The organism is Acidovorax radicis N35 (genome assembly GCF_000204195.1).
Lineage (GTDB): Bacteria > Pseudomonadota > Gammaproteobacteria > Burkholderiales > Burkholderiaceae_C > Acidovorax > Acidovorax radicis.
On record NZ_AFBG01000022.1, the window covers coordinates 176983 to 203132 of the forward strand.

The window sequence follows — 26150 nt, forward strand, 5'->3', positions numbered from 1 at the left end:
ATGCGGGTGACGGTGCCCCGCCGATAGAATCGTTCGCTTTCGTCTTCGAGGGGTTCGCCCGTGTCTGATCGCCTGGCAGTTCTGCCGCAATACCTCATGCCCAAGCAGGCACTGACCACCCTGGCTGGCAAATTTGCGTCGGCCCGGTTGGGCAGCCTGACCACCTCGGTGATCCGCCGTTTTGTGGCCCGCTACAACGTCAACATGGCCGAGGCGGCCAATCCCGACATCACCAGCTACGCATCGTTCAACGACTTCTTCACCAGGGCGTTGAGGCCAGGAGCTCGCCCGCTGGCCACGGCAGACCTGATCTGCCCGGTGGATGGCGCCATCAGCCAGTTGGGCCCCATCGCCAAGGACCAGGTCTTCCAGGCCAAGGGCCACACCTATTCCACCACCGCCCTGGTGGGTGGAGATGCGGCAGCGGCAGCCCGTTTTGACAACGGCCACTTCGCCACGCTGTACCTGAGCCCGCGCGACTACCACCGCATTCACATGCCGTGCGCGGGCGAGTTGACGCGCATGGTGCATGTGCCCGGCGATCTGTTTTCGGTCAACCCGACTACGGCGCGTGGCGTGCCGGGTCTGTTTGCGCGCAATGAGCGCGTGGTGTGCTTTTTTGAATCGGCCCAGGGCCCGTTCGTACTGGTGCTGGTGGGCGCCACCATTGTGGGCAGCATGGCCACAGTGTGGCATGGCCAGGTGAATCCGCCCCGCACGGGCACGCTGCGGCAGTGGGACTACGCCAAGGGGCAGGTGAGCCTGCGGCAGGGCGAAGAAATGGGACGCTTCCTGCTGGGCTCGACGGTGGTCATGCTGTTCCCGGCGGGGCCGCTGCAGTTCAACCCGCAGTGGGCACCCACAAGGCCCATCCAGCTGGGCGAGGCCATGGCGCAGCACACGGCGAGGTGAAGATTCAGCACACCGTGGTGCGGCGGATTTCTGCTGTCAGAACCTGTCGGGAACGCGTGTGAGGTGAAAAGCCGTGGGCTCCACCTGGAGGGAGTCCGGGTGCACGGGCGAATCCAGGCCCACCAAGTAGATCATGAGCGCATTGCGGCGCACCACCACATGGCTGACCGTCTCGCGCCGTTGCCCCCATTGCACGGAGGCACCGGGCTTGAAAAGGGGCATGTAGTAATAAGCCGCTGGGTCCATGGGGCTGCGGCTCCTTCCGCATTGGCTGGCAGGGTGGGGCTGAAAACAAGAAGCGCCCGCCCGACGATCCCGTGGAGGGACCGCTCAATCCATACTAGCATCAAAGCTTGGCCGCACTGGACCGGCCGCTACAAAAAATTGAGCAATATCAACATCCCCATGGCACGCGCGATGAATCACCGCGCACCATGTGAAGCCGCAAAAGCGAGCACGGCCCGCAGCATGCGCTCCAGGTGCGGCTGCACGCGCGCCGCCACCTCGGGCAGGTAGTCAAACGGCAAGACTTCCTGCATGTAACTGCACTGCGTCATCTCCAGCTGGATCGCGTGTACGCCCTGCCCCGGCTGGCCATAGTGGCGCGTGATGTGCCCACCCTTGAAGCGGCCATTGAGCACGGCGGTATAGCCACTGGCTTCCTTTGCAATGGACAGCAGCTGCTGTGCCAGTGCGGGGTCGCAGCTTTCACCATTGGCCGAGCCCAGGTTCAGGTCCGGCAGCTTGCCTTCAAAAAAGCGGGGCAACACCGAGCGGATCGAATGGGCGTCCCACAACACCGCCACACCGTGTTGGGCGCGGATGCGATCCAACTCGGTACGCAGTTGCGCGTGGTACGGCACCCAGACTGCATCACGCCGCGCAGCAACTTCTGCGTCATCGGGCACATCACCGTTGGCATAGATGGGCGTGTCGTCAAAGGTGTCGACCGGGCACAGGCCGGTGACGCTCTGGCCGGGGTACAGGCTGGCGCCGTCGGGCGGACGGTTCAGATCGACCACATAACGCGAGTGCGTGGCCACCAGGATGGACGCGCCCAGGTCCTTGGCAAACCCATACAGCCGGTCCATGTGCCAGTCGGTGTCGGGCACATGGCGGGCATCCTCGGTAAATCGCGCTGCCAGCGCCGGGGGCACATAGGTGCCGGCATGGGGCATGGAGATCAGCAGCGGCTGCGTGCCTTGGTGAAAGACAAACGGGGGCGGTATATTTTTTTCGGTCATGGCGGGTTCAGAAATAAGACAAAGACAGCTCAGTCCGGCGCGATGGTGGCCGTCCGGGCAGCCACAAAGGCATTGGCGGCGGATTCGTGAAGCGTGTGCTGGCCGTCGGACACGCGGCGCACGCCGGCCACCCACAGGCTGTCGATGGCCGAGGTGCGATGGCTGCCGAACACATGGGCCGACAACATGCTGTGCGCGGGCAGGTCGCGCAGCGCCACATGCTGCGCGTCCAACACCACCAGATCGGCCTGCTGGCCCACGGCAAGTCCCTTGACGGCGCGGCCCGAAGCCTGCGCACCACCGGCCACAGCCTGCAGCGTCATAGCGGTCGCCACCTCGGCCTGGGTGCTGCTGGCCAGCACGTTGCGCTGGCGGCGCGACAGGCGCTGGCCGTACTCGAGCATCAGCAGCTCTTCGGCCGCATTCACGCAGGCGTGGCTGTCCGAGCCCACGCCCCAGCGGCCGCCATGTTTTAGCCACAGTGGCATGTCGAAGATGCCATCGCCCAAATTGGCTTCGGTCGTGGGGCAGATGCCCGCCACGGCGCCCGAGCGCGCGGCGGCTGCGTATTCATCCACCGTCATGTGCGTGGCATGCACCAGGCACCAGCGTGCGTCCACCGGGGCGTGGTCGAGCAGCCACTGCACGGGGCGCTGGCCGCTCCAGGAGATGCAGTCGTCGACCTCCTGCGTCTGCTCGGCGATATGGATGTGGATGGGCGCCTGCGGGTTCAGGGCGGTGAGGCCCTGCACGGCGGCACGCAGGCTGTCCGGCGGCACGGCGCGCAGCGAGTGCGGCGCCAGGCCCAGACCGGCCCCTTGCGCTTGCGCAGCGGGCGCGAGGCGCTCCAACAAGGAGAGCATGTTGTCCGTGCTGCGGATGAAGCGGGCCTGGTCCACCCGCGGCGGCTTGGCGCCAAAGCCGCTGGTCTGGTACAGCACCGGCAGCAGCGTGATGCCGATGCCCGCGTTGCGCGCCGCGCGCAGCAGGGCCAGCGACAGAGTGGCGTCGTCGGCATACGGCGTGCCGCCCTGATCGTGGTGCACGTAGTGGAACTCGCACACCGAGGTGTAGCCCGCCTCCAGCATCTCCACATAGAGCCAGGTGGCGATGGCCTCCAGCGACTCGGGCGTGATGCGGGCGGCAAAGCGGTACATCAGGTTGCGCCAGCTCCAGAAGCTGTCCTGGCTTTCGCCGCGGTATTCCGTCAGCCCCGCGAACGCACGCTGGAACGCATGCGAATGCAGGTTGGGCATGCCCGGGATCACCGGGCCCGCAGCCACCGGCGTGCCCGCGGGCGCGGCAGCATCTGCGGCCACGCTGGTGAAGCGCCCTGCCCCATCCCACTGCAACAGCACGTTGCGCGCCCAGCCGGTGGGCAGCAGCGCATCGGCGGCGAAAAGGCTGTGCGGTGCGTCAAGCGCCATGGGGTGTCTCCTGATGCGTGTGAATGCCCAGGCCGTCGGCCGCCACGCGCCCCTGCCGCACGACGGTGCAGGCGGGCTTGTGGCCGTACCAGTAGGCCAGCTCGGCAGCGTCGGCCAGCGGCCACAGCACGAAGTGGGCAGGCCGGCCGGCGGCGATGAGGCCGTGCGTGTCCTGCAGCCCCAGCGCGCGCGCGGCGTGCGTGGTGATGCCGGCCAGGGCCTCGGGCACCGTCAGGCGAAACAGCGTGCACGCCATGTTGGCCATGAGCAACAGACTGAGCGCGGGGGATGTGCCGGGGTTGTGGTCGGTGGACACCGCCATGGGCACGCCGGCTTCCCGCAGCTGCGCGATGGGCGGCAGGTGCGTGTCGCGCAGCGTGTAGTAGGCGCCGGGCAGCAGCACGGCCACGGTGCCGGCGGCCTTCATGGCGGCGATGCCGTCCTGCGACAGGTGCTCGATGTGGTCGCACGACAGCGCGCCGTAGCGCGCGGCCAGGGCCGCGCCGCCCATGTCGGAGAGTTGCTCGGCATGCAGTTTGACGGGGATGCCGAGCTTTTGCGCAGCCTGGAACACCTGCTCCGTTTCGGCCAGCGTGAAGGCGATGCGTTCGCAGAACACATCCACCGCATCGACCAGGCCTTCCGCCGCGAGCGCGGGCAGCATCTCATTGCAGACCAGGTCGGTGTAGTCGCCACTGCGGCCTGCGTATTCGGGCGGCAGGGCATGCGCGCCGAGGAAGGTGGTGCGCACCGTGACGCCGAATGCAGCGCCCAGGCGGCGGGCCACGCGCAGTTGCTTGCGCTCATGCTCCAGCGCCAGGCCGTAGCCGGACTTGATCTCGATGGCGCAGACGCCTTCGTCGAGCAGGGCTTGCAGGCGGGGTGCTGCGAGGGCGAAGAGTTCGTCTTCGGACGCCTCGCGCGTGGCCTTGACGGACGACACGATGCCACCGCCGGCCTTGGCCACTTCTTCGTATGTGGCGCCCGCCAGTCGCATGGCGAATTCGTTGGCCCGCTGGCCGCCATAGACCAGGTGGGTGTGGCAGTCCACGAGGCCGGGCGTGGCCAGGGCGCCCTGTGCGTTCCAACGGCGCAGAGCCTGGTAGTCGGCAGGCAGCTGTGCTTCGGGCCCCACCCAGGCCATGCTGCCACCCTGCACCACCACGCAGATAGGCTCTCCCTCGGACACGGGCACGTCGGCCACGGCAAGGCCTGGCACGGGCTTCAGGTTCACCCATATGCCATCAGCGCTGCGAGGGCTGTCGAAGCTGTTGGCGCTGTTGGTGCTGCCGGGGAGCGGCGCACGGGTGTGTGGAGGTTGCATGTCTTTGTCTACCGAAGAAATCATGGGCGTCAATTGCTACAAAATAAATAGCAACTAGCGCTTGTCCATCAAGCGCCAGGGGCTATTTTTATTCGTATTTTTCGCCGGAGCTGTGCTCCAGCGCTATCCACACCAAGGCGGGGGCGCCGGCCGCGCTGCCGGCGTGCACGGGCGCAAGGAGCCCTTGCACCGACCCCGCTTCGCCAGCCCACCAGAAGCCCTGCCCGGACCGCAGTACGCGGTGATTGCCGCCCTGCGCGTCCAACCATTGCCAGTCGCCGTGCAGCGCCATGCAAAAGCCAGCGGCAGCGCCCCCAAGCGCCTGGTCATCACCGACCACCCGCAGCGCGCCCTGCCATACGCCGCGGCGCAGCATGAGGTTGAAATCCTTGGACGTGCCCCCCAGCATGGCGCCGTCCACCGCGTCGTCGCCCGAGAAAGCAAACGGCTGCCAGCGCTGGTCCAGCCGGTGCTCCCAGCCAGGGCTGCGCAAGTGCAGGCCGTCGCCGCCCAGCAGCATGATCTGGCGGTCAATGCCCGGGAACACGGAGAACGGACCGGGCCAGTCCACCGTGGCCAGGCTCACGCGCCACTCAAAGCCGTTCATGTCCGCACCGGGGGGCCAGCAGGCCAGCTCCTGCGTGCTGCCACCGCCGTTCTTCCAGGGCGTACTCGGAGTAGTGGCCAGGTCAAAGAAGTTCATCACCATCGTTGTTGTCGTGTTCATCATGATGTTGCTATCTGCCCTGCACCTGTGACCAGCAGCGGAAACAGCGGGTGGTCCATCTCCGCGCCAGCGGGCAACTCGCCAGCCAGGCCCGGAAACTCAGGCGAAGTCTTCCACGGCCGGGGCGCATGGCGCGTGTCGTCACCCAGAAAGCGCACCGAGAACACGCGGCGGCGGTTAGTGCCCTCCACCCCACCCGCCGCATGCAGCGTGAGCATGTGGAAACACACCACATCGCCGGGCTCGATCTCCCAGCCCACGATGGGGAAGGCGTCGCGGTCGGCCTCGACATCGGGCAAATCTTGCAGGCTGCCTTCGGGGAACCACTTCGCCTGGTTGTCCATGAAGGTGCGAGGCATGAGCCAGGGGCCCTTGTGCGAACCGGCCACAAATTCGAGCGTGGCCGCGCGCGACACTGGATCGACCGGAATCCACATGCTGATGTTCTGCTGGCCATCGATGTTGTAGTAAGGCTGGTCCTGGTGCCAGGGCGTGCGCTGGCGCGTGCCCGGCTCCTTCACCAGCACATGGTCGTGGTACAGCCGCACGGTGCGCGACTGCATGAGGCGCTGCGCGGCCAGGGCCAGCGGCGTCTCGTGCACAAAGCGGCCGAACTGCGGAATGTCCTGCCAGTTGCAAAAGTCCTCGAAGAACCGGCCCGGGTCATCGGGCCGGCTGGCCACCTTGGCGCGCGGGCTGGGCGCGGCCAGGTTGGCGTCGATGCCCTCACGCAGCAGCGCTACCTCTTCGGGCGTGAGCAGCTGCTTGATGCACAACGCGCCGTCGCGGTCGAAGCGGGCAATGTCGTCTGCGGTCAGGCGTGCCTGCAAACGCTGGTGAAAGCGCTCTTGCAAGCGCGGGTCCATGGCGGGTGATAGCGGGGGCATGCGGGCTTGTCTCCTGTTGTGTTGTTGACCGTTGTCGTGCACCACGCCACACCCAGCCTCAGGCGCGCGTGAGCACGGCCTGCAGGAAGGAGCGCGTGCGCTCCTGCGTGGGGTTGGTGAAGATGGTGGCGGGCACGCCCGCCTCAATGATGCCGCCGCCGTCCATCACCACGACCACATCGCCCACCTCGCGTGCAAAGTCCATCTCGTGCGTGACCACCATCATGGTCATGCCTTCGCTGGCCAGCAGCTTCATGACCTGCAGCACCTCGCCCACCAGTTCCGGGTCCAGCGCCGACGTGGGCTCGTCGAACAGCATCACACGCGGCTCCATGGCCAGCGCGCGGGCAATGGCCACACGCTGCTTTTGCCCGCCCGACAGGCTTGCTGGCATGGCCGAAGCCTTGTGCGCCAGGCCCACCTTGGTCAGCAGGGCCTGTGCGCGCTCGTCGGCCTCCTTGCGCGAGAGGCCGCGCAGCTTGCGCGGGCCCAGCGTGACGTTGTCGAGCACCGACAGGTGCGGAAACAGGTTGAACGACTGGAACACCATGCCCACCTCTTCGCGCAGGGCGTTCAGGTCATGATCGGGCAGCATGCGGCCGTCCTGCACCAGCGTGCGGCCACAGATCTCGACCGTGCCGCCTTCGGGCTGCTCCAGTCCGTTGCAGCAGCGCAGGAAAGTGCTCTTTCCCGAGCCGCTGGGCCCGATCACCACCACCACCTGCGACGGCAGCACGTCAAAGTCGATGCCGTTCAGCACCACGTGGCTGCCAAACGACTTGCGCAGTCCGCGAATGCGCACGATGGGCTCGGCGGATGGGCTTGCTCCGGTCATCACAGAATTTTTCTTCATTGCACCATCCCCCCGGCACGCAGGCGCAGCTCCATGCGTCGCAGCACCAGCGAAGTGACACCCGTGAGGATGAAATACACCACCGCAATCGCCAGGTACACCTCCAGCGAGCGGTACGACACACTGATGATCTTCTGCCCTTCGTGCATCAGGTCGTGGATGGTGAGCAGCGACACCAGCGCCGAGTTCTTGATCAGCGCGATGAACTCATTGCCCAGTGGCGGAATCATGCGCACCACGGCCTGCGGCAGCACCACGGTGCGCATGGCCAGGCCCGACGACATGCCGATGGAACGCGCCGCCTCCATCTGCCCCTTGTCAATGGACTGGATGGCGCCGCGCACCACCTCGGACACATAGGCGCCCGAGTAGATGCCCAGGCCGATCACGCCGCACACAAAAGCGGGCAGCAGGATGCCGAACTGCGGCAGGCCAAAGAACAGGATGAACAGCTGCACCAGCAGCGGCGTGCCACGGATGGCGGCCACGTAGGCGGTGCACAGGGCGTAGACCACGCGGCGCTTGGGGTTCAGGCGGCCAATGCCCACCAGCAGGCCCATGACGCAGCCCAGCAGCAGCGAGGCAGCCGTGATTTCCACAGTGACCAGCGCACCCGCCAGCAACTGGGGGAGTCCGGCCCAGACAGGAGAAAAATCGAGTTCCATGGCTCAGTTCGGCAACGTGTGGCTGCGGTTTACTTGGCAGCGCTGTTGCTGAACCACTTCTTGACGATGGCAGCATAGGTGCCGTCCGCCTTGAGCTTGGTGATGGCACCGTTGACGGCCTTCGTCAGCTCAGGCGTGTCCTTGCGCAGGGCCATGCCGTACTCTTCGGTGGTGAGCTGCTCGTCGAGCACGCGCAGGCCAGGACGGGTGCGCACATACTGGAACGCGGCGGGCTTGCCGGTCACGGCAGCGTCAGCGCGGCCGATGTCCACCAGGTTGAACATCTCCTGGTTCTTTTCGACCTCAACGCGCTGCACCTTGGGGAATTTCTCGGTCAGGTACGCCACCGACTTGGTGCCCACCTGCACGCTGACCTTCTTGCCGTCCAGGTCGGCGAGCTTGTTGATGGCCTTGTTGTCGGCCTTCACCATCACCACCAGGCCGCCGGCATAGTAGGAGTCGGTGAAGTCCACCACCTTCTTGCGCTCGTCGGTGATGTAGATGGCCGAGACCGCCATGTCAAAACGCTTGGATATCAGGCCGGGGATCAGGCCCTTGAAGTCGATGTCCACCCACTCGACCTGCTTGCCCATGGTCTTGGCAATGGCCTCCACCAGCTCGATGTCGAAGCCCGTGCGTTTTCCGTTTTCGACAAACTCCATGGGCGGGAACGTGGCATCGGTGCCCACACGCAGGACGTTGTCCTGGGCCTGTGCACCCGTGGTGCAAAAGGCTGCGGCGGCCAGGCTGGCCAGAAGAAGGTTGCGGCGAAGGTTCATGGGGAAAGCTCCTGAGGAGGGGTGAGGGAAATCAGGGAGAAGTGAGCTGGCGGGAGATGCGCGCTGCGGAGACGACGGCCATGCCGGTAAGCGCGGCCTCCTGCCCCTGGGCTCGCAAGATCGGGGCCATCAGGGTGATGGCCCCGGCCGCCTGCCGGGGTGAACCGAACACGGGCACGCTGACACCCCAGACACCGGCATCCACCTCGCCGGAGCTGACCGCGTAGCCGGCCTTGGCAATACCTTCCAGCTCGGTCAGCGCCGCCTGGCGCTCAGCAGTGCCTGCACCGTAATGCAGGTCCAGAATGGCATTGCGCGTGGTCGGGGCCACATGGGCGAGCAGGCACTTGGCGGAGGCACCCGCGCGCAACGGCACGCTGCGCCCTTTTTCAAACGAGCAGCGCAGGGCCTGCGTACTGTCCACCATGTCCAGGCACACCACACTGTCGTTCACGGCCACCACCAGCCCCACGCTTTCGTGGGACTGCCGGGCCAGGGCCTGCATATCGGGCCGCGCGTGGTGCACAAGGTGCGACGCCATGTCAAAGCCCAGGGCCAGTTGCAGGCTGAGCGGCCCTGGCGCGTAGTGCCCGCTGCTCTCCAGCACAAAGCCCCACAGCTTGAGCCGCGCCAGTTGGCGATACAACGTGCTGCGTGCCAAGCCCGTGGCCTCCACCAGCTCGGCCGCCGACATGGGCTGACCATGCTGCGCCAGCACGGCCAGCACGTGCAGAACACGGTCGGCGGCGGCAACGGAGGTCAGTCCACGGGCGGTCATGGACTCAGTATCAAAGGATTGCTGTGGCATTCAAACCCAACATTCCCAGTGAATGGGAATGCAGTTCCCTTTTTTCACATTCCTGTCATTCCCTCCCTCGCCCCTTCACTTCACCATCGGCAGCTTCAAGCCCTGCTTCCTGGCCGTTTCCACAGCCAGTTCATAACCCGCATCAGCATGGCGCATCACGCCGCTGCCGCAGTCGTTGACCAGCACGCGCGCCAGGCGCTCGGCCGCGGCGTCGGTGCCGTCGGCCACGATGACCATGCCCGAGTGCTGCGAGTAGCCCATGCCCACGCCGCCGCCGTGGTGCAGGCTGACCCAGGTGGCGCCGCCCGAGGTGTTGAGCAGCGCGTTGAGCAGCGGCCAGTCGCTCACGGCATCGGTGCCGTCCTTCATGGCTTCGGTCTCGCGGTTGGGGCTGGCCACGCTGCCGGTGTCCAGGTGGTCGCGGCCGATGACGATGGGGGCCTTCAGCTCACCGCTCTTGACCATCTCGTTGAAGGCCAGGCCCGCGATGTGGCGCTCGCCCAGGCCCAGCCAGCAGATGCGTGCGGGAAGGCCCTGGAAGGCGATGCGCTCGCCGGCCATGTCGAGCCAGCGGTGCACGTGCTTATTCTCGGGGAACAGCTCCTTAATCTTGGCGTCGGTCTTGCGGATGTCCTCGGGGTCGCCCGACAGGGCCACCCAGCGGAACGGACCCTTGCCCTCGCAGAACAGCGGGCGGATGTACGCGGGGACGAAGCCGGGGAAGTCGAACGCATTCTTCACGCCTTCGTCGAACGCCACCTGGCGGATGTTGTTGCCGTAGTCCACGGTGGGGATGCCCATGGACTGGAAGTCGAGCATGGCCTGCACGTGCACGGCGCACGAGCGGGCTGCGGCTTTTTTCAGCGCCTCGTGCTGGGTCACGTCCTGCTGCGCGGCGCGCCACTGCTCCACCGTCCAGCCCGCGGGCAGGTAGCCGTTGACGAGGTCGTGGGCCGAGGTCTGGTCGGTGACGAGGTCGGGCTTCAAACCACCGGCGTGGGCGCGTTTGACAAGTTCGGGCAGCACGTCGGCGGCGTTGCCCAGCAGCGCGATGGAGATGGCCTCCTTGGCCGCCGTGTGCTGCTGGATGAGCTCGAACGCATGGTCGATGTCGCGCGCCTGTTTGTCCACATAGCGTGTGCGCAGGCGAAAGTCGATGCTGCTTTGCTGGCATTCGATGTTGAGCGACACCGCGCCCGCAAACGTGGCTGCCAGCGGCTGTGCGCCGCCCATGCCGCCCAAGCCGGCGGTCAGGATCCATTTGCCTTCGAGCGAGCCGCCGTAATGCTTGCGGCCGGCCTCGGCAAAGGTCTCGTAGGTGCCCTGCACGATGCCCTGCGTGCCGATGTAGATCCAGCTGCCGGCGGTCATCTGGCCGTACATGAACAGGCCCTTCTGGTCCAGTTCGCTGAAGTGCTCCCAGTTGGCCCACTTGGGCACCAGGTTGGAATTGGCCAGCAGCACGCGGGGCGCGTTGGCGTGGGTCTTGAAGACGCCCACGGGCTTGCCGGACTGGATGAGCAGGGTTTCGTCGTCGTTCAGCTCCTTGAGCGAGGCGAGGATCTGGTCATAGCACTCCCAGTTGCGCGCCGCGCGGCCGATGCCGCCGTACACCACCAGGTCCTGCGGGCGCTCGGCCACTTCGGAGTCCAGGTTGTTCTGGATCATGCGGTAGGCGGCCTCGGTGAGCCAGCTCTTGCAGGTGAGCTGGTTGCCGCGCGGCGCGCGGATCACGCGGCTGGCGTCGTGGCGGGAGTCGGTGCTGGGGGTGGAGGAAGCTGCGGCAGCGATGATGGCGTCGTTGGCGTTCATGGTGGGCTCCTGGGAATCGATGGGTGTGAATGGAAGGAAATCAGGCGTGGCTGGGCAGGCACTGCAGCAGCGCCGCAGGCCACGGTGTGTGCATCGCCCACTCGCGCATGGCTTCGATGTCCGTGGCGAGGTAGCGGTCTTGCTCCAGATAGGCCACGCGCTGGCGGATGGCGGTGAACTGGTCTTCCACCAAAGGCGATGACTTCAAGGCACGGTCGAACTCCATGCCCTGGGCAGCGGCCATGGCCTCGATGCCCACCATCACCGCCGCATTGCGCACCATGTCGCCCAGGCGCCGCGCGCCGTAGGTGGCCATGGAGACGTGGTCTTCCTGGTTGGCCGAGGTGGGCAGGCTGGTCACGCTGCTGGGGTTGGCCAGGCACTGGTTCTCGGCCGCCAGCGCGGCGGCGGTGACCTGCGCGATCATGAAGCCCGAGTTCACGCCGCTGTCGCGGATCAGAAATGCGGGCAGGCCCGAGAGGCCCGGATCGAGCAGCAGCGACAGGCGGCGTTCGGAGATGGCACCGATCTCGGCCACGGCCAGCGCGATGATGTCCGCCACAAAGGCCACGGGCTCGGCGTGGAAGTTTCCGCCGGAGATGACGTCCCCGTTGTCGAACACCAGGGGGTTGTCGGAAGCCGCATTCGCCTCGATGGTCAGCACGCGCGCGGCGTGGTGCAGGTTGTCGAGGCACGCGCCCATCACCTGCGGCACGCAGCGGATGGAGTACGGGTCCTGCACGCGGCCGCAGTTCGGGTGCGAGGTGTCGATGGCGCTGCCGTCCAGCAAGGCGCGCACGGCGGCCGCTACAGCGATCTGCCCGGCCTGGCCACGCGCTTCGTGGATGCGTGCGTCGAACGGTTTGACCGAGCCCTTGATGGCCTCCAGCGACAGGCAGCCTGCTACCAGCGCGGCCGCGAACACGCTCTCTGCGCCGAACAACCCGGCCAACGCGAGCGAGGTGGACACCTGCGTGCCGTTGAGCAGCGCAAGCCCTTCCTTGGGGCCCAGCACGAACGGAGCAAGACCGATGGAGCGCATGGCGTCAGCCCCGGACACCACCGTGCCGTTGACCTTGGCCTGGCCTTCGCCGATCAGCACGCAGGCCAGGTGTGCCAGCGGCGCCAGGTCGCCCGACGCGCCCACCGAGCCCTTGGCCGGGATCACGGGCAGCACGTTGGCATTGGCCATGGCCAGCAGCGCATACACGATCTCGGGCCGAATGCCGGAGTGGCCGCGCGCCAGGCTGATGGCCTTGGTCGCGAGGATGAGGCGCACCACATCGTCCGCCAGCGCATCGCCCGTGCCCACGCTGTGCGACAGCACCAGGTTGCGCTGCAGTTCGGCCAGGCGCTCGTGGGCGATCTTGGTGCTGGCGAGCTTGCCGAAGCCGGTGTTGATGCCGTAGACCACCTGGTCTTCGTCCACGATGCGCTGCACCGTGGCCAGCGATGCCTGCATGAGGGCGCGCGCGGACGGGTCGAGCGACAGCTGCACGGGCGCGGCGTAGATGCTGCGCAGCGCGGCCAGCGGCACGCGGCCGGGGTGCAGGGTGATGGAGGTCGAAGCGGTTGTTTTTGTCATTGGGGTCATCCTGTATATACAAGTAGGTACAAGCGAGAAATCAGTCAGTCAACGCTGGTCAGTCACTCAGCCCGTTCGCCCTGAGCTTGTCGAAGGGCTGCGGTGTTCGCGCCCTGGCTTCGACAGGCTCAGCCCGAACGGGTTGGGGGGGAGTCGGCTGAGGAGGAACATCGGCATCTCGTTCACCCTGCGACGGGATTGCCATCCGCCCGAAAGCGGCTGCCCAGGCGGTAACGGGTGGCGGGGTGCAGGCAGCGCACCACGGTGATCGGCACGCCACGCGACCAGGTGCGGCGGGTGAGCAGCAGGCAGGGCTCCTGCGGAGACATCTCCAGCAGCGTCGCCTGCTCGGCGGTGGGCATGACGGCATCGACCACATGCTCGATCTGGTCGAACGGCACGTTGCGCACCAAGTACTCGGAGGGCTGCAGCAGCGTGAAGTCCTGCGCGGCGAACTGGGGCACCTGGCGCGGGTTCACGTGGCGGTCTTCCAGTTGCACGGGCACGCCGTCTTCGCGGTGGATGCACAGCGAGTGGAACACCGACTCGCCCGTGCGCAGGTCCAGCGCGGCGGCAACTTCGAGCGTGGCCGAGATGCGCTCCACCGCCAGCACGTCGCAGCGGTAGTCATGCCCACGCTGGCGGATCTCGCCGGCCAGGTTGGCGATCTGCAGCAGCGTGGACTGGGGCTTGTCTTCGGCCACGAAGCTGCCCACCCCGGCCACGCGCACGATGCGGCCCTGTTCCACCAGTTCGCGCAGCGCGCGGTTCACCGTCATGCGCGAGATGCCGAACTGGGTGACCAGCTCGTTCTCGGAGGGCAGGCGGTCGCCCGCGCGCCAGATGCCTTCCTGGATCTTGCGCGAGATGTGGTCCTTGACCTGCTCGTACAGCGCCATGGCCTGCGCGGGCGCGGCCACGGCCACGACCGCCTTGGCTGCGGCGGCACGGGGCCCGCTGCGCGGAGCATCTGCAGGACGGCGGGAAGGACGGGCGCTCATAAAGCCTTAATGCAGGTCCGCCGCCATGGACTCGGCGCGGATCTCTTCCGTCAAGCGCGCCTTGAGGTCCATGAACTCGGGGCTGGTCTTGATCGTGTAATGGCGCGGGTGCGGCAGGTCCACTGCCAGCTCGGTCTTGATGCGGCCGGGCCGGGCGCTGAACACGGCCACGCGGTTGGCCATGAAGATAGCCTCGTCGATGTCGTGGGTCACAAACAGCACGGTCTTGCGCTCGGCCTCCCAGATGCCCAGCAGCAGCTCCTGCATGAGCACGCGGGTCTGGTTGTCGAGCGCGCCGAAGGGCTCGTCCATCAGCAGGATCTTGGGGTCGTTGGCCAGCGCGCGCGCAATCGCGGTGCGCTGCTGCATGCCGCCCGACAGCTGCTTGGGAAAGTGCTGCTCGAAGCCGCGCAGACCCACCTTGGCGATGAAGTACGCGGCGCGCTCTTTCTGCTGCGATTCGGGCATGCCGCGCTCGCGCAGGCCGAAGCGGATGTTCTGCTCGATGGTGAGCCAGGGGAACAGCGTGTAGCTCTGGAACACCATGCCGCGCTCGGGCCCGGGGCCTTCGACCGGTGCGCCATCGAGCAGCACGCGGCCGCTGGTGGCGTGGTCCAGCCCTGCGACGATGCGCAGCAGCGTGGACTTGCCGCAGCCCGACGGGCCGAGGATGGTGACGAAGTCGTTGTCCTGCACTTCGAAGTCGACCGGCTGCAGCGCCTGCGTGCGCTGGCCCTTGGCGGTCTCGAAGACGCGCGAAACGGCTTGTATGGAAACGCGGCTCATCGCACAAAACTCCAAGCAAACAGACGGTGGTTGAGCGCCTTGAAGGCGAAGTCGGACACCAGCCCGATGAGGCCGATGATGATGATGCCGAAGATGATCTGGCCGGTGTTGAGCAGCGACTGGCTGTCGGTGATCATGTGGCCGATGCCGCTCGATGACCCGATCAGCTCGGCCACGATGACGTAGGTCCAGGCCCAGCCCAGCACCAGGCGCAGGGTCTCGGCGATCTCGGGGGCGGCGCCGGGGATGAGAACGCGGGTAACGATGCCCTTGTGACCCGCACCCAGCGTGTACGCAGCCTCCACCAGGTCGCGCCGCGCGCCACCCACGGTGACGGCCACCATCAGCGTGATCTGAAAGACCGAGCCGATGAAGATGACGAGGATCTTCTGCGTCTCGCCAATGCCGGCCCACAGGATCAACAGTGGAATGAAGGCCGACGCAGGCAGGTAGCGGCAAAACGAGACGAAGGGCTCGAAGAACGCTTCGATGCCCTTGTACGCGCCCATCGCGATGCCCAGCGGCACGGCCACTACAGCGGCCAGGATGAAGCCGCCGAACACGCGCCACACCGTCATGCCGATGTCCTTGTGAAAGCCGTATTCGCTGAACAAAAGCCAGCCTTCCTTGGCCATGGTGACGGGGCTGGCCAGGAAGGTGGGCGACACGAAGCCGCCCAGCGTGAAGAACGCCCACACCAGCACGAACAACACAAAAAAGCCGAAGCCCAGCATCCAGCGGGCGCGGGCAGTCACAGGCTCCAGGGGAGCGAGCGAACGCCGGCGCACGGGGGCGTGGGGCTCGGTGGCGGACAGGGGTTGCACAGCAGACATGGCGCAGTTTTTCTAGGGTTTGGAGTGGCCAAGACAACTCAGCGAAGCGGCTCTGGCTAGGCGCAGCCTCGCAGACAGTACGTTAGTACGACAAGAGGTTGCAACGACGCCAGAGGAGTTGTGTTGGCCACGCCTGTTACTTGATGAAGCTCGCGTCGAATGTGACGGCCAAGTCTTCATTCGCTTTGCGGATGATGCCGGCCTCCAGCAGGATGGCCGTGGCGTCCTTCATGAAAGTCTGCAGCTCGCCCGCAAAGAACTTCTGGTTGGCGGCCTTGTCCTGCCAGCGCAGGAAGGACGACGACTTGGCGAACTGCTCACCCGTCTGCTTGACGGCCGCGCCCATGATCTCGTTGGACTTGGTCGGATCGGCTTTGATCATGTCGAGCGCCTGGAAGTAAGAGTTGGCCAGGGCCTGTGCGGCCTTGGCGTTGGCCTTGAGCCAGGTGGGGTCGCAGCCCACGGTGTCCATCACCATGGGGTAGTCGAGCGTGGTGGCCAAAATCTTGCCCGCGGCAGGGTTGTCGCGCACGGTGGAGAGGTAGGGCTCGTACGTCATGGCGGCGTCGTTCTGGCCGGCCACGAAAGCCTGCGCGGCCGCCTGGGGCGACAGCGTGGTGGTCTTCACGTCCTTGAGGCTCATGCCGTTCTTGCTGAGCATCCAGGCCAGGCCGAAGTACGGGGCGGTGCCCGGCGCGTCCACGCCGATGGTCTTGCCCTTCAGGTCCGCAAAGCCCTTGATGTCGCCGCGCACTGCGATGCCGTCAGCACCGTAGGACTTGTCCATCTGGAAGATCTGCACGATCGGCACGCCGTTGGCGTTCCAGGCCACGTGCGTCTCGACCGTGGTGGCAGCGCACTGGATGGACTTAGAGGCCAGGGCCAGGTGGCGGTCCTTCTGCGGGATCATCTTGATCTCCACATCGAGGCCGTTCTTCTTGAAGATGCCGGCCTTGTCGGCCAGGGTGAGTGGCGCAAAGCCCGTCCAGCCGGACATGCCCAAAACAATCTTGGTCTCTTGCGCTTGGGCCGGTGCAGCCAGTGCCATTGCGCAAGCCGCTGCCGCTGCCAGCGACGTCCATTTCACAACCGATCGAGTCATCATCTGCTCCTGTTTGAAGAAAGTACCTTTGCCCACTCCGGCCGGGTCGCACCCGCTTCCAGCCGCCATGATGACAGCCCAAGCATACCTGTATATACAGGGTAAACGCTAGACTCTCACCGTGTTGGGGGTGGTACCCAGGTTCAGCAAGATCGGGGCCAGCCAAATGCACGAGCGGTTTGACGCCCGAACAGCCCGATCAAGAAACTATCAAAACAATAGCTACCAGCGCACACCTATAAAGCGCTAGCGGCCAATTTGATCCATTTTTTTAGTTTGACAGAGCGCCAGAACCTCCACAGGGGCATGGAGGCCAAACCCAGCACTGCACTCCGATGGCGGCTGCGCTCGCACCACCCCAGTGCGCCATGCCTCAGCGGGCAGGCGACCGCACCGTACTCAACCGGCATTCAGCCCGCAGCGCCCTGCGATGTATCGTCCGGGCACGGCAGGCGCGCAGTCACCCGCAGGCCCGGTTCGGCGTTGCGCACCAGCAGCGTGCCGCCGTGGGCTTGCGTGACCAGGCGACACAGGTACAGCCCCAGCCCCACCCCACCCGTGGTGCGCTGGCGCGCAGTGTCAGGGCGGTAGAACGCCTGGGCCAGATGTGGCAGATGCTCGGGCGGTACGCCAGGGCCGTGGTCCCGCACCTCGATCTCTACCACGCCTTCGTGCAGCCGCAATTCGATCTGCGGCGGCTGGGCCGCCGGGTCGTTGTGGCGCAGGCTGTTGTCCAGCAGATTGCGCATCAGCAGGCGCACGCGGGATCGGTCGAGCATGCAGGTGGGCAAGGTGCCGGTCACCAGCAGCGTGATCGCCGTAGCCCCGGGGTGCCGCACTTCCAGCTCCGCCACTACCTCCCGCGCGAGTTCGGCCAGGTTGGTGGGTTCGCGGTGCAGGGCCGCATGGCGTCCGGCCAGGCGCTCGCTTTCGAGCAGGTCGGTGATGAGCCGAGCCATCTCACCCAGATCGCGCATCAGGGCTGCACGCTGAGCCAGTACATCGGGCGACTCGGGCAGCAGCTCGGTGTTCAGGCGCGCCCGCGTGAGGGGGCTGCGCAGTTCGTGGCTCATGGCCAGCAGCAGGGCCCGCTTGGCCTCCAGCATCTGGTGGATGTCTTCGCCCATGGTGTTGATCGTGCCCGCCAGCTGGCCCAGCTCGTCGGGCCGGTGCGCGTGGCGCACCGGAATCGGCTCGCCAAAGTCGCCATTGCCAAAGCGCCGTGCGCCATGCCGGATGTCGTCCAGGGGCCGCAACAGGTGGCGCACATACACATAGGCCAGCGCGGTGAGCAACAACAATACCGTGAGCGTGCCCCACGCAATGCGTGGACGCTTGTCCCACGACAGCGCGTTGAGCCCGAATTCGATGTGGTGACCATCGGCCGTGGTGCGCTGCAGCAGCCGGTAGCCGGTGTCTTCCCGGCTCCAGTGGTCCTGGCGCTCCACCTTGTCGCTCATCCAGTCAGGGCGCGCCCGGTCGGGATGCGAATCCCAGTGGACCTGCGGCCCGTCGATGCGCAACGTCACTGGCAGCCGGTTCGCAATGGCCTGGGCCCGCTCGATGCTGGGAGGACTGCCGATCTCGGCGGTGAGACGATCCACATAGTCCATCAGCAGCGGGCGCGCGGCTTCCTTCCAGCCCAGCGCCACCACCTTCTGCATGCCCCCCATGAAGACCACCGCGACGGTCACGGCCAGGGCCATGAACACCAACACCAGGCGGATGCGCAGCGAATACCCGACAGCGTCGCGCGCGCGCTGGTGCCAGGGACAACCGGGATCGTGCCCAGGCAGCGAATCAGAGGACTTCATGACGAGATCGATGTCGAGGATGGGGCGCCAGACGCGCTTGCCGCCCTGCGCAGCGCCAGCGAATATCCCGCGTTGCGCAGCGTCTTGATGCAGTCCAACGGCTCCAGCTTCTTGCGCAGGCGGCTGACCACAATGTCCACTGCCCGCGTGTACAGCTCGGCCTCGTGCCCGCGCAGCTGGTTGAGGATGTCATCCCGGCTGAACACCTTGCCCGGCTCCCTCGCCAACAGGTGTAGCAGGTCGAACTCAGTGCCTGTCAGCTCCAACACCGCCCCCTGGCGCACCACGCTGCGGCGGGCTGCGTCAATGCTCAGGCCTTCAAACTCCAACGTGGCATCGGCAACGCTGCCAGGTGTGCTGGTACGGCGGCGGCGCAGCACTGTCTGCAGCCGGGCCACCAGCTCGCGCGGTTCAAAGGGCTTTGGCAAGTAATCATCCGCACCCAGCTCCAGCCCTACCACACGATCCATCACCTCACCCCGGGCCGTCAGCATCACGATGGGCAGATCGCCCTGCTTGCGGATGGTGCGGCACAGTTCAAACCCATCCATTTCAGGCAGCATGACATCCAGGATGGCGGCGTCAAACCCGCCCGCTGCCAGCTGGGCCAGTCCGTCGCTGGGTTTGAGTGCGTGAATCAACTCCAGCTCGAACCGCTGAAAATAGATAGCCAGCGGGGGGCCAAGCTGCGCGTCGTCGTCAATAAGCAGGATGCGGTGCATGAGCAATTCTCACACCGTCAGGCGCTAGCTCCATGGGCCACCCCTCCCGCACAGTCCACCACACGCAATGCGCGGTGTCGCACGATCAACTTGCGAAGGCGGCCCTGTGCGCCGGAGTGGAGTGTGTCAAAGTGGTCAGCGGCGGCCAACAGAGCGGGCAAGGTCTGGGCCGCCGTTGCGGGCCGGCGGGCAACCAAGCCCAGTGCATGTTCACGGTCAAAACGCGGCCCCCAGACCAGCGACATCAACTCATCGTGGGGATCGGGCATGCCCGCCAGCAGCGCAGGCCCATGTTTGCGCACGCCCTGTGCCAGGCGGTGGATGGGTTCCAGCGTGGGTGACATGTGAAAGCCCCCCGCCATCAGCCGCGCGCCATCCAGCCCTTGCGCCGCTGCATCAGCTCGCGCACTTTCTGCTGCTGGTCGGGGTTCAGGCTGTCGTAAAAATCGGCCAATGCGCTGATCACTTCAGGGCTATTGGCCTGGACTGCGCGGGTCTTTTCCTCCAGCAGCGTCTGCGCCCGCACACGGTCGAATGTGGCACCTGCCACGATGGCCTGCATCTCTGCGCGGGGGTCTGCAGCCTTGCCGATGAAGGCTGTACGCTGCGCCTCCATTTTGTCGGCCAGTACATTGAGCTTGAGCTTTTGCGCATCGTTCAGGTCTAGCTTGCTGCTGACCCGCTCGACGACCTTGCCACGCACTTCGGCCATCTTTTCGGCACTCATCGGGCCATGGTGATGGTGGCCGCTGGAGCAGGCCGTCAAACCGCCTACCGCGATAGAGACGCCGAAGATGCCCGCCAGGGTTTTCTTGATCCAGGGTTTCATGGTGCAGTCCTTTCATGGACGGTGTTGAACATGACCCTGATGGTGCCGACAGAGCGTGCCGATGTGGTCTCGACGCAGTTTCGGTTTATTTCATTTTGTTTCGCCGTCACGGCATGGTGTGACAACTGCCCAGCGCCTGCCCACGGGGCAAGCCGGGCATTTCAACGCAACACGGCCGATAGAACAACCAAGCGGTCTGCCAGCTCTGAGGCCCCGGTACGCATCTGGTCCAGCGGTATGGTGCCCACACTCCAACCGCCGTACCAGATGTCAAACGCCGTGACGCCAGGAAAGCCTGCGCCCTGTCCATACGCCTGGATCGCCTGGTCTATTTCGGGGTGCAAACTGGGCACGCCCAGCAGCAGTTTTCCATCGAATACCCTTGCCAGATACTGCTGAGCCCCCTCCGGCCGGATATGCAGCGTCAGCACTGACATCGCTTTTTCCCATACGAATCCGTCTTCAGACACAACACCATTCAACCCATTGCTTGCAGCTCTCGATATTCAAGGTCTGCAAATTGCAACTCCCGCTCCAGACCGTGGCCGTCATGGCGGTCAGGACACAGGTTGTCGGTTTGCTGGCGCTGCAGGAGTGTGTCAGTGGGCTGACCCATCTGCATCAACGGGGCCTCTGGGCAAGCTTCGAGATGGTGGAACGTTGGATGGAAGAAAAACATGGTGCACTCCAAAGGCTGGGCTTTTAAAAAGCCCCGTCAGGACATTAAGGTCCGGGCCCGCCGGGGCCCATGTCAGAGCCCCATGGGGACAGACGTAAGACTGCGCCTACAGCCCCAGTTAAGTGACATGTGCGGGCAAAAGCTGGGAGGTCGCCCTTGCGAGGTGGGGCGGTACGCTGCTGTGGTCAGCGCTGGGAGTTCGTCTGTCCCCCAAGGCATCACCTTCCCCGGCCAGCAGTCCGATGGAGTCCAGCGCAGTCGGCGGGTCACAAGGCTCTGCATACACACGCAATGCAATGTCTTCGGCCGCTGGCGAAAAATACAACCAGAGGTTGTCGTGCTCTTTGTCATAGCAAGAAAAAAGCGCCCTCCCTGACCCTGGAGGGCACATCAGAAACTTTGACATGAACATCTGCTGGATCCGCAAAGCTGGCTCGAAAGCCTGTTCGTCATTGCCCAGAGCCAATTTGTACCAACTGCTCATATGCGCCTTTCGTGTGGTCGTGCCAGTAATACGGAACGTTCATCGTATTTTTGGCCTGCGACTACGGCACTTCTTGTGCAGCGCATCAATCTGTAGGACAGATTCTTCCAATGCCTCAGGTGCTGCCGGGCATCGCCATGGCTTGGCAATCAATCGTAGGAGGACTCCAGATCACAATGTGGCTCCCGACGGGGCGCTCTCACACGAGATCCGTAGGCTCTCAGCGTTGCACAGCCGAGGCCGGTGATGTAAAGCACCTGGGCTTTCTGGTGGGGGGAATCAACCGGCGGAAGCTGCACCTCCACCATTCCAGCAGCGCGCAAGACACGCAGTTTGTCGATGTTGACGACATCCGATTCAATCAGGGGAAGCGCGTCGCGCTCCAGCTCCCTTAAGTACTCCATTGGCATGGTGGCCTCCGGCTTGAACGAGGAAAGATTGTGAAGCGCGAGCCTCTGCCGCTCAAGAATTGATACAAGAAGCTACAACCTTGCAGCTCCTGCACGCCGCATTACCAATGAAGTGCCCGTGTAGCTTGGTGGCGGGCCCGTGACGCCCTAAAACCCACACCCCAACTGTTGCCATTTAGACAGGCGCTTGGTCCGCCAAAGAATGGGCCACAAGCCCATGCCGATTTTTGTGATCTTCTTCAGGAGCAATCCATGGCGGCCGCGGTGCTTTACCGCCATTGCGCAGAGACGAAGTCGTTGAACCACCTGCCTTCATGGCGGAGAACTGCTCAACAAGCCCCGGACATGGACGAACACCACCACGCCATCTGCATCCGTCTTCCGAAACGCGAGGAACCTGCAGCGCCATCGCAGTTGGCACTTCAGCAATCTGGGCAATACGGACTTATTTCACGATTGCAAGCTGCACCCCTGCTGCGCGGTTCGAAACCCGGCTTAGGATGCACCTACCGTCAAATCCGGCGGTTCGCCCCCCCTGTGCGAGTGATGCAATGATTTAGCCCGCCTCGTGCGGGCTATTTTTTTCACTTCTGGACGTTGACGCCATGGAAGCTGAAGCCAGCTCATTTGGAGCATAGCCATTCATTGACAACCGATCAGCTACCGAAGATCAAAAACGAGAAAGGGACAGCTGCTCCCCACGCCGTAGATGAGACGATCTGGTGCTTTGCGAGTCGGACGACCTATCGCCCCCCTCGCAATCAACTCCGAAAATTTCTCGCGACCACCCGAAAAACCGAAGCGCTGAAGGCAAGGGCTGAGCTCAGGAGGTTGTTTGGTTGCAGGTACAGAGTCTCCTATGACAACCCCCTTTCGAAAGAGGGAAGTGGGGGTACACAACACCGATTTCACCAGATTTCTCGGTTTGTACCCCCAATTGCACCCCCAGTTTGCGTTGGCTGGGGATGGGCAAGCCATGGACGGCCATGGACGCTAAGCCCTTGATTTACCAAAGAAAAAGGGCGTCCACTGGATTAGTGTGGACGCCCTTGGACGGTATGGTGGTGGGCTGGCGGGAATTGAACCCGCGTCCGCTCCTTACTGGAAGCGGCTCCCGTCAAATCGGTGTGAAAACGGTGTGATTTTCGGCACCATGACCGACACCGTCAGACACCATATTTGCTACCAATTGCAATCTCGATCCCCTATTGAGATCAACAACAAGAGGCACTGGCTACCCTCATGCAGACTCATTGCTCGCCCCGCCCGGGCTTTCGATACGGCCCGTCTCCTACGCTCAAGGTGGGAGGCCTAAGCAGGGCTCAGGCGTGAGCGTAGTCCGCAATCAGCACGGTCGCTGGGATGCCTAGATTCGCATTGAGGCGCCGAATCATGCCCAACGTGAGCGGGCGCTTGCGGGCCAGCACCTCATAAACACGATTGCTCTTGCCAATGATGGGCTCCAGATCCTTCACGGTGATACCGCTCTGCTCCATCTGAAACTTGATGGCTTCAATGGGGTCTGGAAGGCCGATGGGGAAATGTTTGGCCTCGTAGGCTTCGACCAGCGTACCCAGAATTTCCAGCTCTTCGCCTTCTGGTGATTCAGCCACCGGATCAAGGTCGATGAGGTCAGAAACGCGCGCCAGTGTTGCGCGGTACGTTTCTTCGTTGCGAATGGCTTTGACTTCCATGTCGATTCTCCTTGGGTCACTTTGTCTGATCTACGGTGGCCGCATCCACGCGGTCGTATTGCGCATGGGTCCCAATGAACTTGATGTAGACCCATTGCATGCGATAGGCGATGGCCACGATAAGACGATAGTCATTGCCCTTGATGTTGAACACCACGCGGTTGTTGCCAACAATGCTGGCGCTCCCAAACTGGGCCTTCACATCTGCCGGGCTCGTCCATTGGGCGAACTTGACTGTCTCGTGCCACGCTTCCAGCGCCCCTCGTGCGTCCTGGTACTGGGGCTGGCTGTAGAAGTTGACCAGTGCTGAGTGCGCGACGATGTGCATGGGTGAATTTTAGTCCCAATTTGGGACCAATACAAATACAGAATCAGCCTCCCATCACTGCGGCCCGATTTCCCCTTGCTGTCAGCAATACAGGCAGGTGAACGCTACCGACGCCCTATTGGCCCAAACAGCCAACGGAGCTACCCCATGTTCGGCCCGCCTCCTACGGCATTGCGTAGCGGCACGGAGCTCAATGGACCTCTTTCACAAGGAGCGCACCATGGCCACCGACCCGAACGAACACCCCGCACACAAGGTCCCCGAGACCTACCCTCTGCCGCCGGGCGATCTACCACCCAGCACTGAGACGCCGACTCTGCCACCAGAGCCTCAGCTCCCACAGTCTGGACCAGACCACGTTGGCGAAGTTGAGGATGAAGGCGCAGACCCTGTGGGTCAGCCGCCCAGAATGTGAGTTGTAGCTGACCTCGTAGTCGCCCAGGTGCTGCCCCTTCCATCACGTGGGCGCGGTAGTCCCCGGACTTGATCTTGATGATGTGCAGAGTGAGCAACATGGTGAAGTTGTGAGCCGCAAAAGACCCGGTCTGACCCACTAGCAATTTCCGCCAGCCAGATGCTGTAATGGTGACTTGGAGGGGAGTCACGTGAGAAAGCTATCAACAAAACAAAAAGACCGTCAGCTTCGCCTCAGACGCTACACCTTGTATCGGGCAGCGAAAGAGCGGAAGGCGATCCAACGTCGTATGCGCAAAGGGCGCAAAACTACCAACCGCCCCTGGCGGGCGCGGCTGTTCCAGGTTAAGCCGCCGAACCACTTGATATTTGCCCAATCCCCTGAGACTCAAAGCATTTTTCGAAGGTTTACCCAAGTAATCTCCGGGCATTTGTTGGATGGGCACAAGGTCAGGATCGACTTTTCAGATGTCGAACTGCTTCATCCGTGCGGGGTCCTCCTGTTGCTGTCTCACGTGAGGACGTGGGTTATGAGCTACCCAGAGCAACTCAGCGCTGCTTATCCGCATGACGATGTAGTGGAGCAGATGCTCCAGAGTGTCGGTATGCTCGAGCGTCTAGGCTTGAATCCGCGTAAAAAGGTAGACAGTGATGATGTGACGCGCTGGTACTTCTTCAAAGGTGAGACAGCAGACGCAAGCGTCATGGTTCCCTTTATGGAGGCTGCAAAGTCAAAGCTCGGTGAGGTGGACCAAATGCGGCTGTATGACAGCATAGCGGAGGCGATCACGAATGTTACCCACCACGCCTACGATGACGAGGTCGCTAAGCGATGGTGGATGTTCGCGTCATTCAGTGACGACCGCGTGTTTGTGTCGATTCTCGATGCTGGCCGCTCCATCCCTGGCACCCTTCTTGAAAAGCCTGGAGTTCGAGACCAGATACGGAAGTGGACGTGGGGTAAGAAGAAAGTTGACGCAAGAATGCTCCATGCTGCCATGGGGGGCAAGTCGCGGACACGGTTAAGTTACAGAGGCAAGGGTCTTCCGGAAATGCTAGAGTCCACCAAGCGGATGGCTGGTTCAAGCCTGACCATTTTTAGCCGCAAAGGCGTTTTTCACTGCGATTCAGGAAAAGATCGGGAAGAAAGAGCATCGCTCCCGACGCCCATGGAAGGGACCTTGCTGCTCTGGTCCTTGAAAACGGCGAAGGATTGATATGACTAGCAGGACAATAAGTATTGCGAATGATTTTTCGCGGACGCCGGCAGGCCGATTCGTAACGGACGGCCCCTTTTCGGGCGAACGCTTTCGGGACGAGCTGCTCGTGCCCGCGTTAAGAGAGAACGACAAGGTCGTGGTTGATCTCACCGGAGTGTTTGGTTTCGGCAGCTCTTTTCTAGACGAAGCGTTTGGTGGCTTGGTCAGAAAGAAAATCATCACTAGCGCTGCCCTAGGGAGCAAGTTCGAAATCGTTTCACCACTTCGGTCTTACAGAGAGAAGGTGGAGAAGTACATTCGAGAAGCACGTCCCGAGTGATGGATCATCTATGGATGATCTTAGGCAGGCTCTAAGCGACTTACAAAAAGACTTTCTCCCGTTCGCTCCACCGCTGTTGACAATTCTTGGTTGGTCGATTGTGGCCAAGCAGGCCGCTCAACGGGAAGTTCGGAAAGAGCGTCGGACGGAAGTCGATGCATGCTGCAAGATGGCTGCAGAAATTCTTGTGAAAGCCCGGACCTACTACACCAAAGATCCCAGCGACGCCGAATCGTTGAAGCTTGAGCGGGAAATAAAGTTCGAGCTATACAGGCTTGCTCAGCGAGTCGAGCGGCTTGAAAAGGCTTGTCCAAAGTTTGAAGTTCAGGGCACCTGGAGTGAACTGCAAGACGCGGCTACCGGCGGGGATTTCGAAAGCGCTACTCGCCCTGTGCGGGCCCATTCCGATTCGGTGATATCCAACATCGAACATTGGACTCACCAGCTCATTGATCAACTGGAAGCGGGCTTCGCACTGACCTATCCATGATG

At 63.7% G+C, this 26150-nt stretch carries 29 protein-coding genes; 4 read left to right on the plus strand and 25 right to left on the minus strand.

Annotated elements, in window-relative coordinates; all coding sequences use genetic code 11:
• The first annotated feature begins 60 nt into the window (after positions 1-60).
• On the plus strand, positions 61-912 hold the full coding sequence (gene asd / locus ARADN35_RS0120875) for an archaetidylserine decarboxylase (RefSeq protein ID WP_029414252.1): 852 nt from the start codon (positions 61-63) through the stop codon (positions 910-912).
• Positions 913-948: 36 nt separating this feature from the next.
• On the opposite strand, the gene ARADN35_RS0120880 is transcribed toward asd, so the two are convergent.
• From ARADN35_RS0120880 to ARADN35_RS0121005, 25 genes are all read right to left on the minus strand, one after another.
• Positions 949-1158 (minus strand): hypothetical protein, encoded by a 210-nt coding sequence (locus ARADN35_RS0120880; protein WP_010465662.1) that lies wholly within the window; start codon positions 1156-1158, stop codon positions 949-951.
• A gap of 176 nt (positions 1159-1334) precedes the next feature.
• On the minus strand, positions 1335-2156 hold the full coding sequence (hutG, locus tag ARADN35_RS0120885) for an N-formylglutamate deformylase (RefSeq protein ID WP_010465664.1): 822 nt from the start codon (positions 2154-2156) through the stop codon (positions 1335-1337).
• Between the two features lie 29 nt (positions 2157-2185).
• On the minus strand, positions 2186-3583 hold the full coding sequence (locus ARADN35_RS0120890) for a formimidoylglutamate deiminase (RefSeq protein WP_010465666.1): 1398 nt from the start codon (positions 3581-3583) through the stop codon (positions 2186-2188).
• Positions 3573-4907, minus strand: coding sequence for an imidazolonepropionase (hutI, locus tag ARADN35_RS0120895; RefSeq protein WP_050812565.1), 1335 nt, complete (start codon positions 4905-4907; stop codon positions 3573-3575). The genes ARADN35_RS0120890 and hutI overlap by 11 nt, the downstream gene beginning before the upstream one ends.
• A gap of 88 nt (positions 4908-4995) precedes the next feature.
• Entirely contained in the window at positions 4996-5616 is a 621-nt protein-coding gene (locus tag ARADN35_RS0120900) for a HutD/Ves family protein (protein ID WP_010465669.1), read from the minus strand.
• Positions 5617-5633: 17 nt separating this feature from the next.
• A complete protein-coding gene (locus tag ARADN35_RS0120905) occupies positions 5634-6521 on the minus strand; it encodes a phytanoyl-CoA dioxygenase family protein (RefSeq protein ID WP_010465671.1) in 888 nt (295 codons plus the stop codon).
• Positions 6522-6579: 58 nt separating this feature from the next.
• The gene (locus tag ARADN35_RS0120910) at positions 6580-7374 is read right to left on the minus strand and encodes an amino acid ABC transporter ATP-binding protein (protein WP_279626872.1); all 795 of its coding nucleotides are present in this window, start codon (positions 7372-7374) and stop codon (positions 6580-6582) included.
• The gene (locus tag ARADN35_RS0120915; protein WP_010465675.1) at positions 7371-8039 is read right to left on the minus strand and encodes an amino acid ABC transporter permease; all 669 of its coding nucleotides are present in this window, start codon (positions 8037-8039) and stop codon (positions 7371-7373) included. The genes ARADN35_RS0120910 and ARADN35_RS0120915 overlap by 4 nt, the downstream gene beginning before the upstream one ends.
• A gap of 29 nt (positions 8040-8068) precedes the next feature.
• Positions 8069-8818, minus strand: a complete 750-nt coding sequence (locus ARADN35_RS0120920; RefSeq protein ID WP_010465677.1) for a glutamine ABC transporter substrate-binding protein — start codon at positions 8816-8818, stop codon at positions 8069-8071.
• A 31-nt stretch (positions 8819-8849) separates the two neighbouring features.
• The gene (locus tag ARADN35_RS0120925) at positions 8850-9596 is read right to left on the minus strand and encodes an IclR family transcriptional regulator (RefSeq protein ID WP_010465679.1); all 747 of its coding nucleotides are present in this window, start codon (positions 9594-9596) and stop codon (positions 8850-8852) included.
• A 105-nt stretch (positions 9597-9701) separates the two neighbouring features.
• On the minus strand, positions 9702-11438 hold the full coding sequence (gene hutU, locus ARADN35_RS0120930) for a urocanate hydratase (protein ID WP_010465680.1): 1737 nt from the start codon (positions 11436-11438) through the stop codon (positions 9702-9704).
• 40 nt (positions 11439-11478) lie between these two features.
• Positions 11479-13023 (minus strand): histidine ammonia-lyase, encoded by a 1545-nt coding sequence (hutH, locus tag ARADN35_RS0120935; RefSeq protein WP_010465684.1) that lies wholly within the window; start codon positions 13021-13023, stop codon positions 11479-11481.
• A gap of 182 nt (positions 13024-13205) precedes the next feature.
• Entirely contained in the window at positions 13206-14024 is an 819-nt protein-coding gene (gene hutC, locus ARADN35_RS0120940; protein ID WP_010465686.1) for a histidine utilization repressor, read from the minus strand.
• Between the two features lie 6 nt (positions 14025-14030).
• Positions 14031-14810, minus strand: a complete 780-nt coding sequence (locus tag ARADN35_RS0120945) for an ABC transporter ATP-binding protein (protein WP_010465688.1) — start codon at positions 14808-14810, stop codon at positions 14031-14033.
• Complete coding sequence (locus ARADN35_RS0120950) at positions 14807-15643, minus strand: ABC transporter permease (protein ID WP_010465690.1); 837 nt, start codon at positions 15641-15643, stop codon at positions 14807-14809. Before ARADN35_RS0120950 ends, ARADN35_RS0120945 begins: the two co-directional genes overlap by 4 nt.
• Positions 15644-15779: 136 nt before the next feature.
• A complete protein-coding gene (locus ARADN35_RS0120955; protein ID WP_029414257.1) occupies positions 15780-16745 on the minus strand; it encodes an ABC transporter substrate-binding protein in 966 nt (321 codons plus the stop codon).
• Between the two features lie 410 nt (positions 16746-17155).
• Complete coding sequence (locus ARADN35_RS0120960) at positions 17156-18559, minus strand: HAMP domain-containing sensor histidine kinase (protein ID WP_010465694.1); 1404 nt, start codon at positions 18557-18559, stop codon at positions 17156-17158.
• Positions 18556-19281: a response regulator transcription factor gene (locus ARADN35_RS0120965; RefSeq protein ID WP_010465696.1), complete on the minus strand. Its 726-nt coding sequence runs from the start codon at positions 19279-19281 to the stop codon at positions 18556-18558. Before ARADN35_RS0120965 ends, ARADN35_RS0120960 begins: the two co-directional genes overlap by 4 nt.
• Positions 19282-19298: 17 nt before the next feature.
• A complete protein-coding gene (locus ARADN35_RS0120970) occupies positions 19299-19625 on the minus strand; it encodes a hypothetical protein (RefSeq protein WP_035198355.1) in 327 nt (108 codons plus the stop codon).
• A gap of 17 nt (positions 19626-19642) precedes the next feature.
• On the minus strand, positions 19643-20110 hold the full coding sequence (locus ARADN35_RS0120975; RefSeq protein ID WP_010465699.1) for a Spy/CpxP family protein refolding chaperone: 468 nt from the start codon (positions 20108-20110) through the stop codon (positions 19643-19645).
• Between the two features lie 161 nt (positions 20111-20271).
• Positions 20272-20580, minus strand: coding sequence for a hypothetical protein (locus tag ARADN35_RS28600; protein ID WP_244265934.1), 309 nt, complete (start codon positions 20578-20580; stop codon positions 20272-20274).
• Positions 20581-20588: 8 nt separating this feature from the next.
• Complete coding sequence (locus ARADN35_RS28080) at positions 20589-20789, minus strand: hypothetical protein (protein WP_139019220.1); 201 nt, start codon at positions 20787-20789, stop codon at positions 20589-20591.
• A gap of 633 nt (positions 20790-21422) precedes the next feature.
• Complete coding sequence (locus ARADN35_RS27525; protein ID WP_081474688.1) at positions 21423-21683, minus strand: hypothetical protein; 261 nt, start codon at positions 21681-21683, stop codon at positions 21423-21425.
• A gap of 1322 nt (positions 21684-23005) precedes the next feature.
• Positions 23006-23377, minus strand: coding sequence for a helix-turn-helix domain-containing protein (locus ARADN35_RS0121000; RefSeq protein WP_010465705.1), 372 nt, complete (start codon positions 23375-23377; stop codon positions 23006-23008).
• A 16-nt stretch (positions 23378-23393) separates the two neighbouring features.
• A complete protein-coding gene (locus ARADN35_RS0121005; RefSeq protein ID WP_010465707.1) occupies positions 23394-23705 on the minus strand; it encodes a type II toxin-antitoxin system HigB family toxin in 312 nt (103 codons plus the stop codon).
• A gap of 605 nt (positions 23706-24310) precedes the next feature.
• Here ARADN35_RS0121005 and ARADN35_RS0121010 point away from each other — a divergent pair.
• Genes ARADN35_RS0121010 through ARADN35_RS0121020 form a run of 3 tightly spaced genes read left to right on the plus strand, consistent with a single transcriptional unit; the run spans position 24311 to position 26148 of the window.
• Positions 24311-25336, plus strand: coding sequence for an ATP-binding protein (locus ARADN35_RS0121010; protein WP_139019221.1), 1026 nt, complete (start codon positions 24311-24313; stop codon positions 25334-25336).
• Position 25337: 1 nt separating this feature from the next.
• Complete coding sequence (locus tag ARADN35_RS0121015) at positions 25338-25658, plus strand: STAS-like domain-containing protein (RefSeq protein WP_010465711.1); 321 nt, start codon at positions 25338-25340, stop codon at positions 25656-25658.
• A gap of 10 nt (positions 25659-25668) precedes the next feature.
• A complete protein-coding gene (locus ARADN35_RS0121020; protein ID WP_010465713.1) occupies positions 25669-26148 on the plus strand; it encodes a hypothetical protein in 480 nt (159 codons plus the stop codon).
• The last annotated feature ends 2 nt before the right edge of the window (positions 26149-26150 follow it).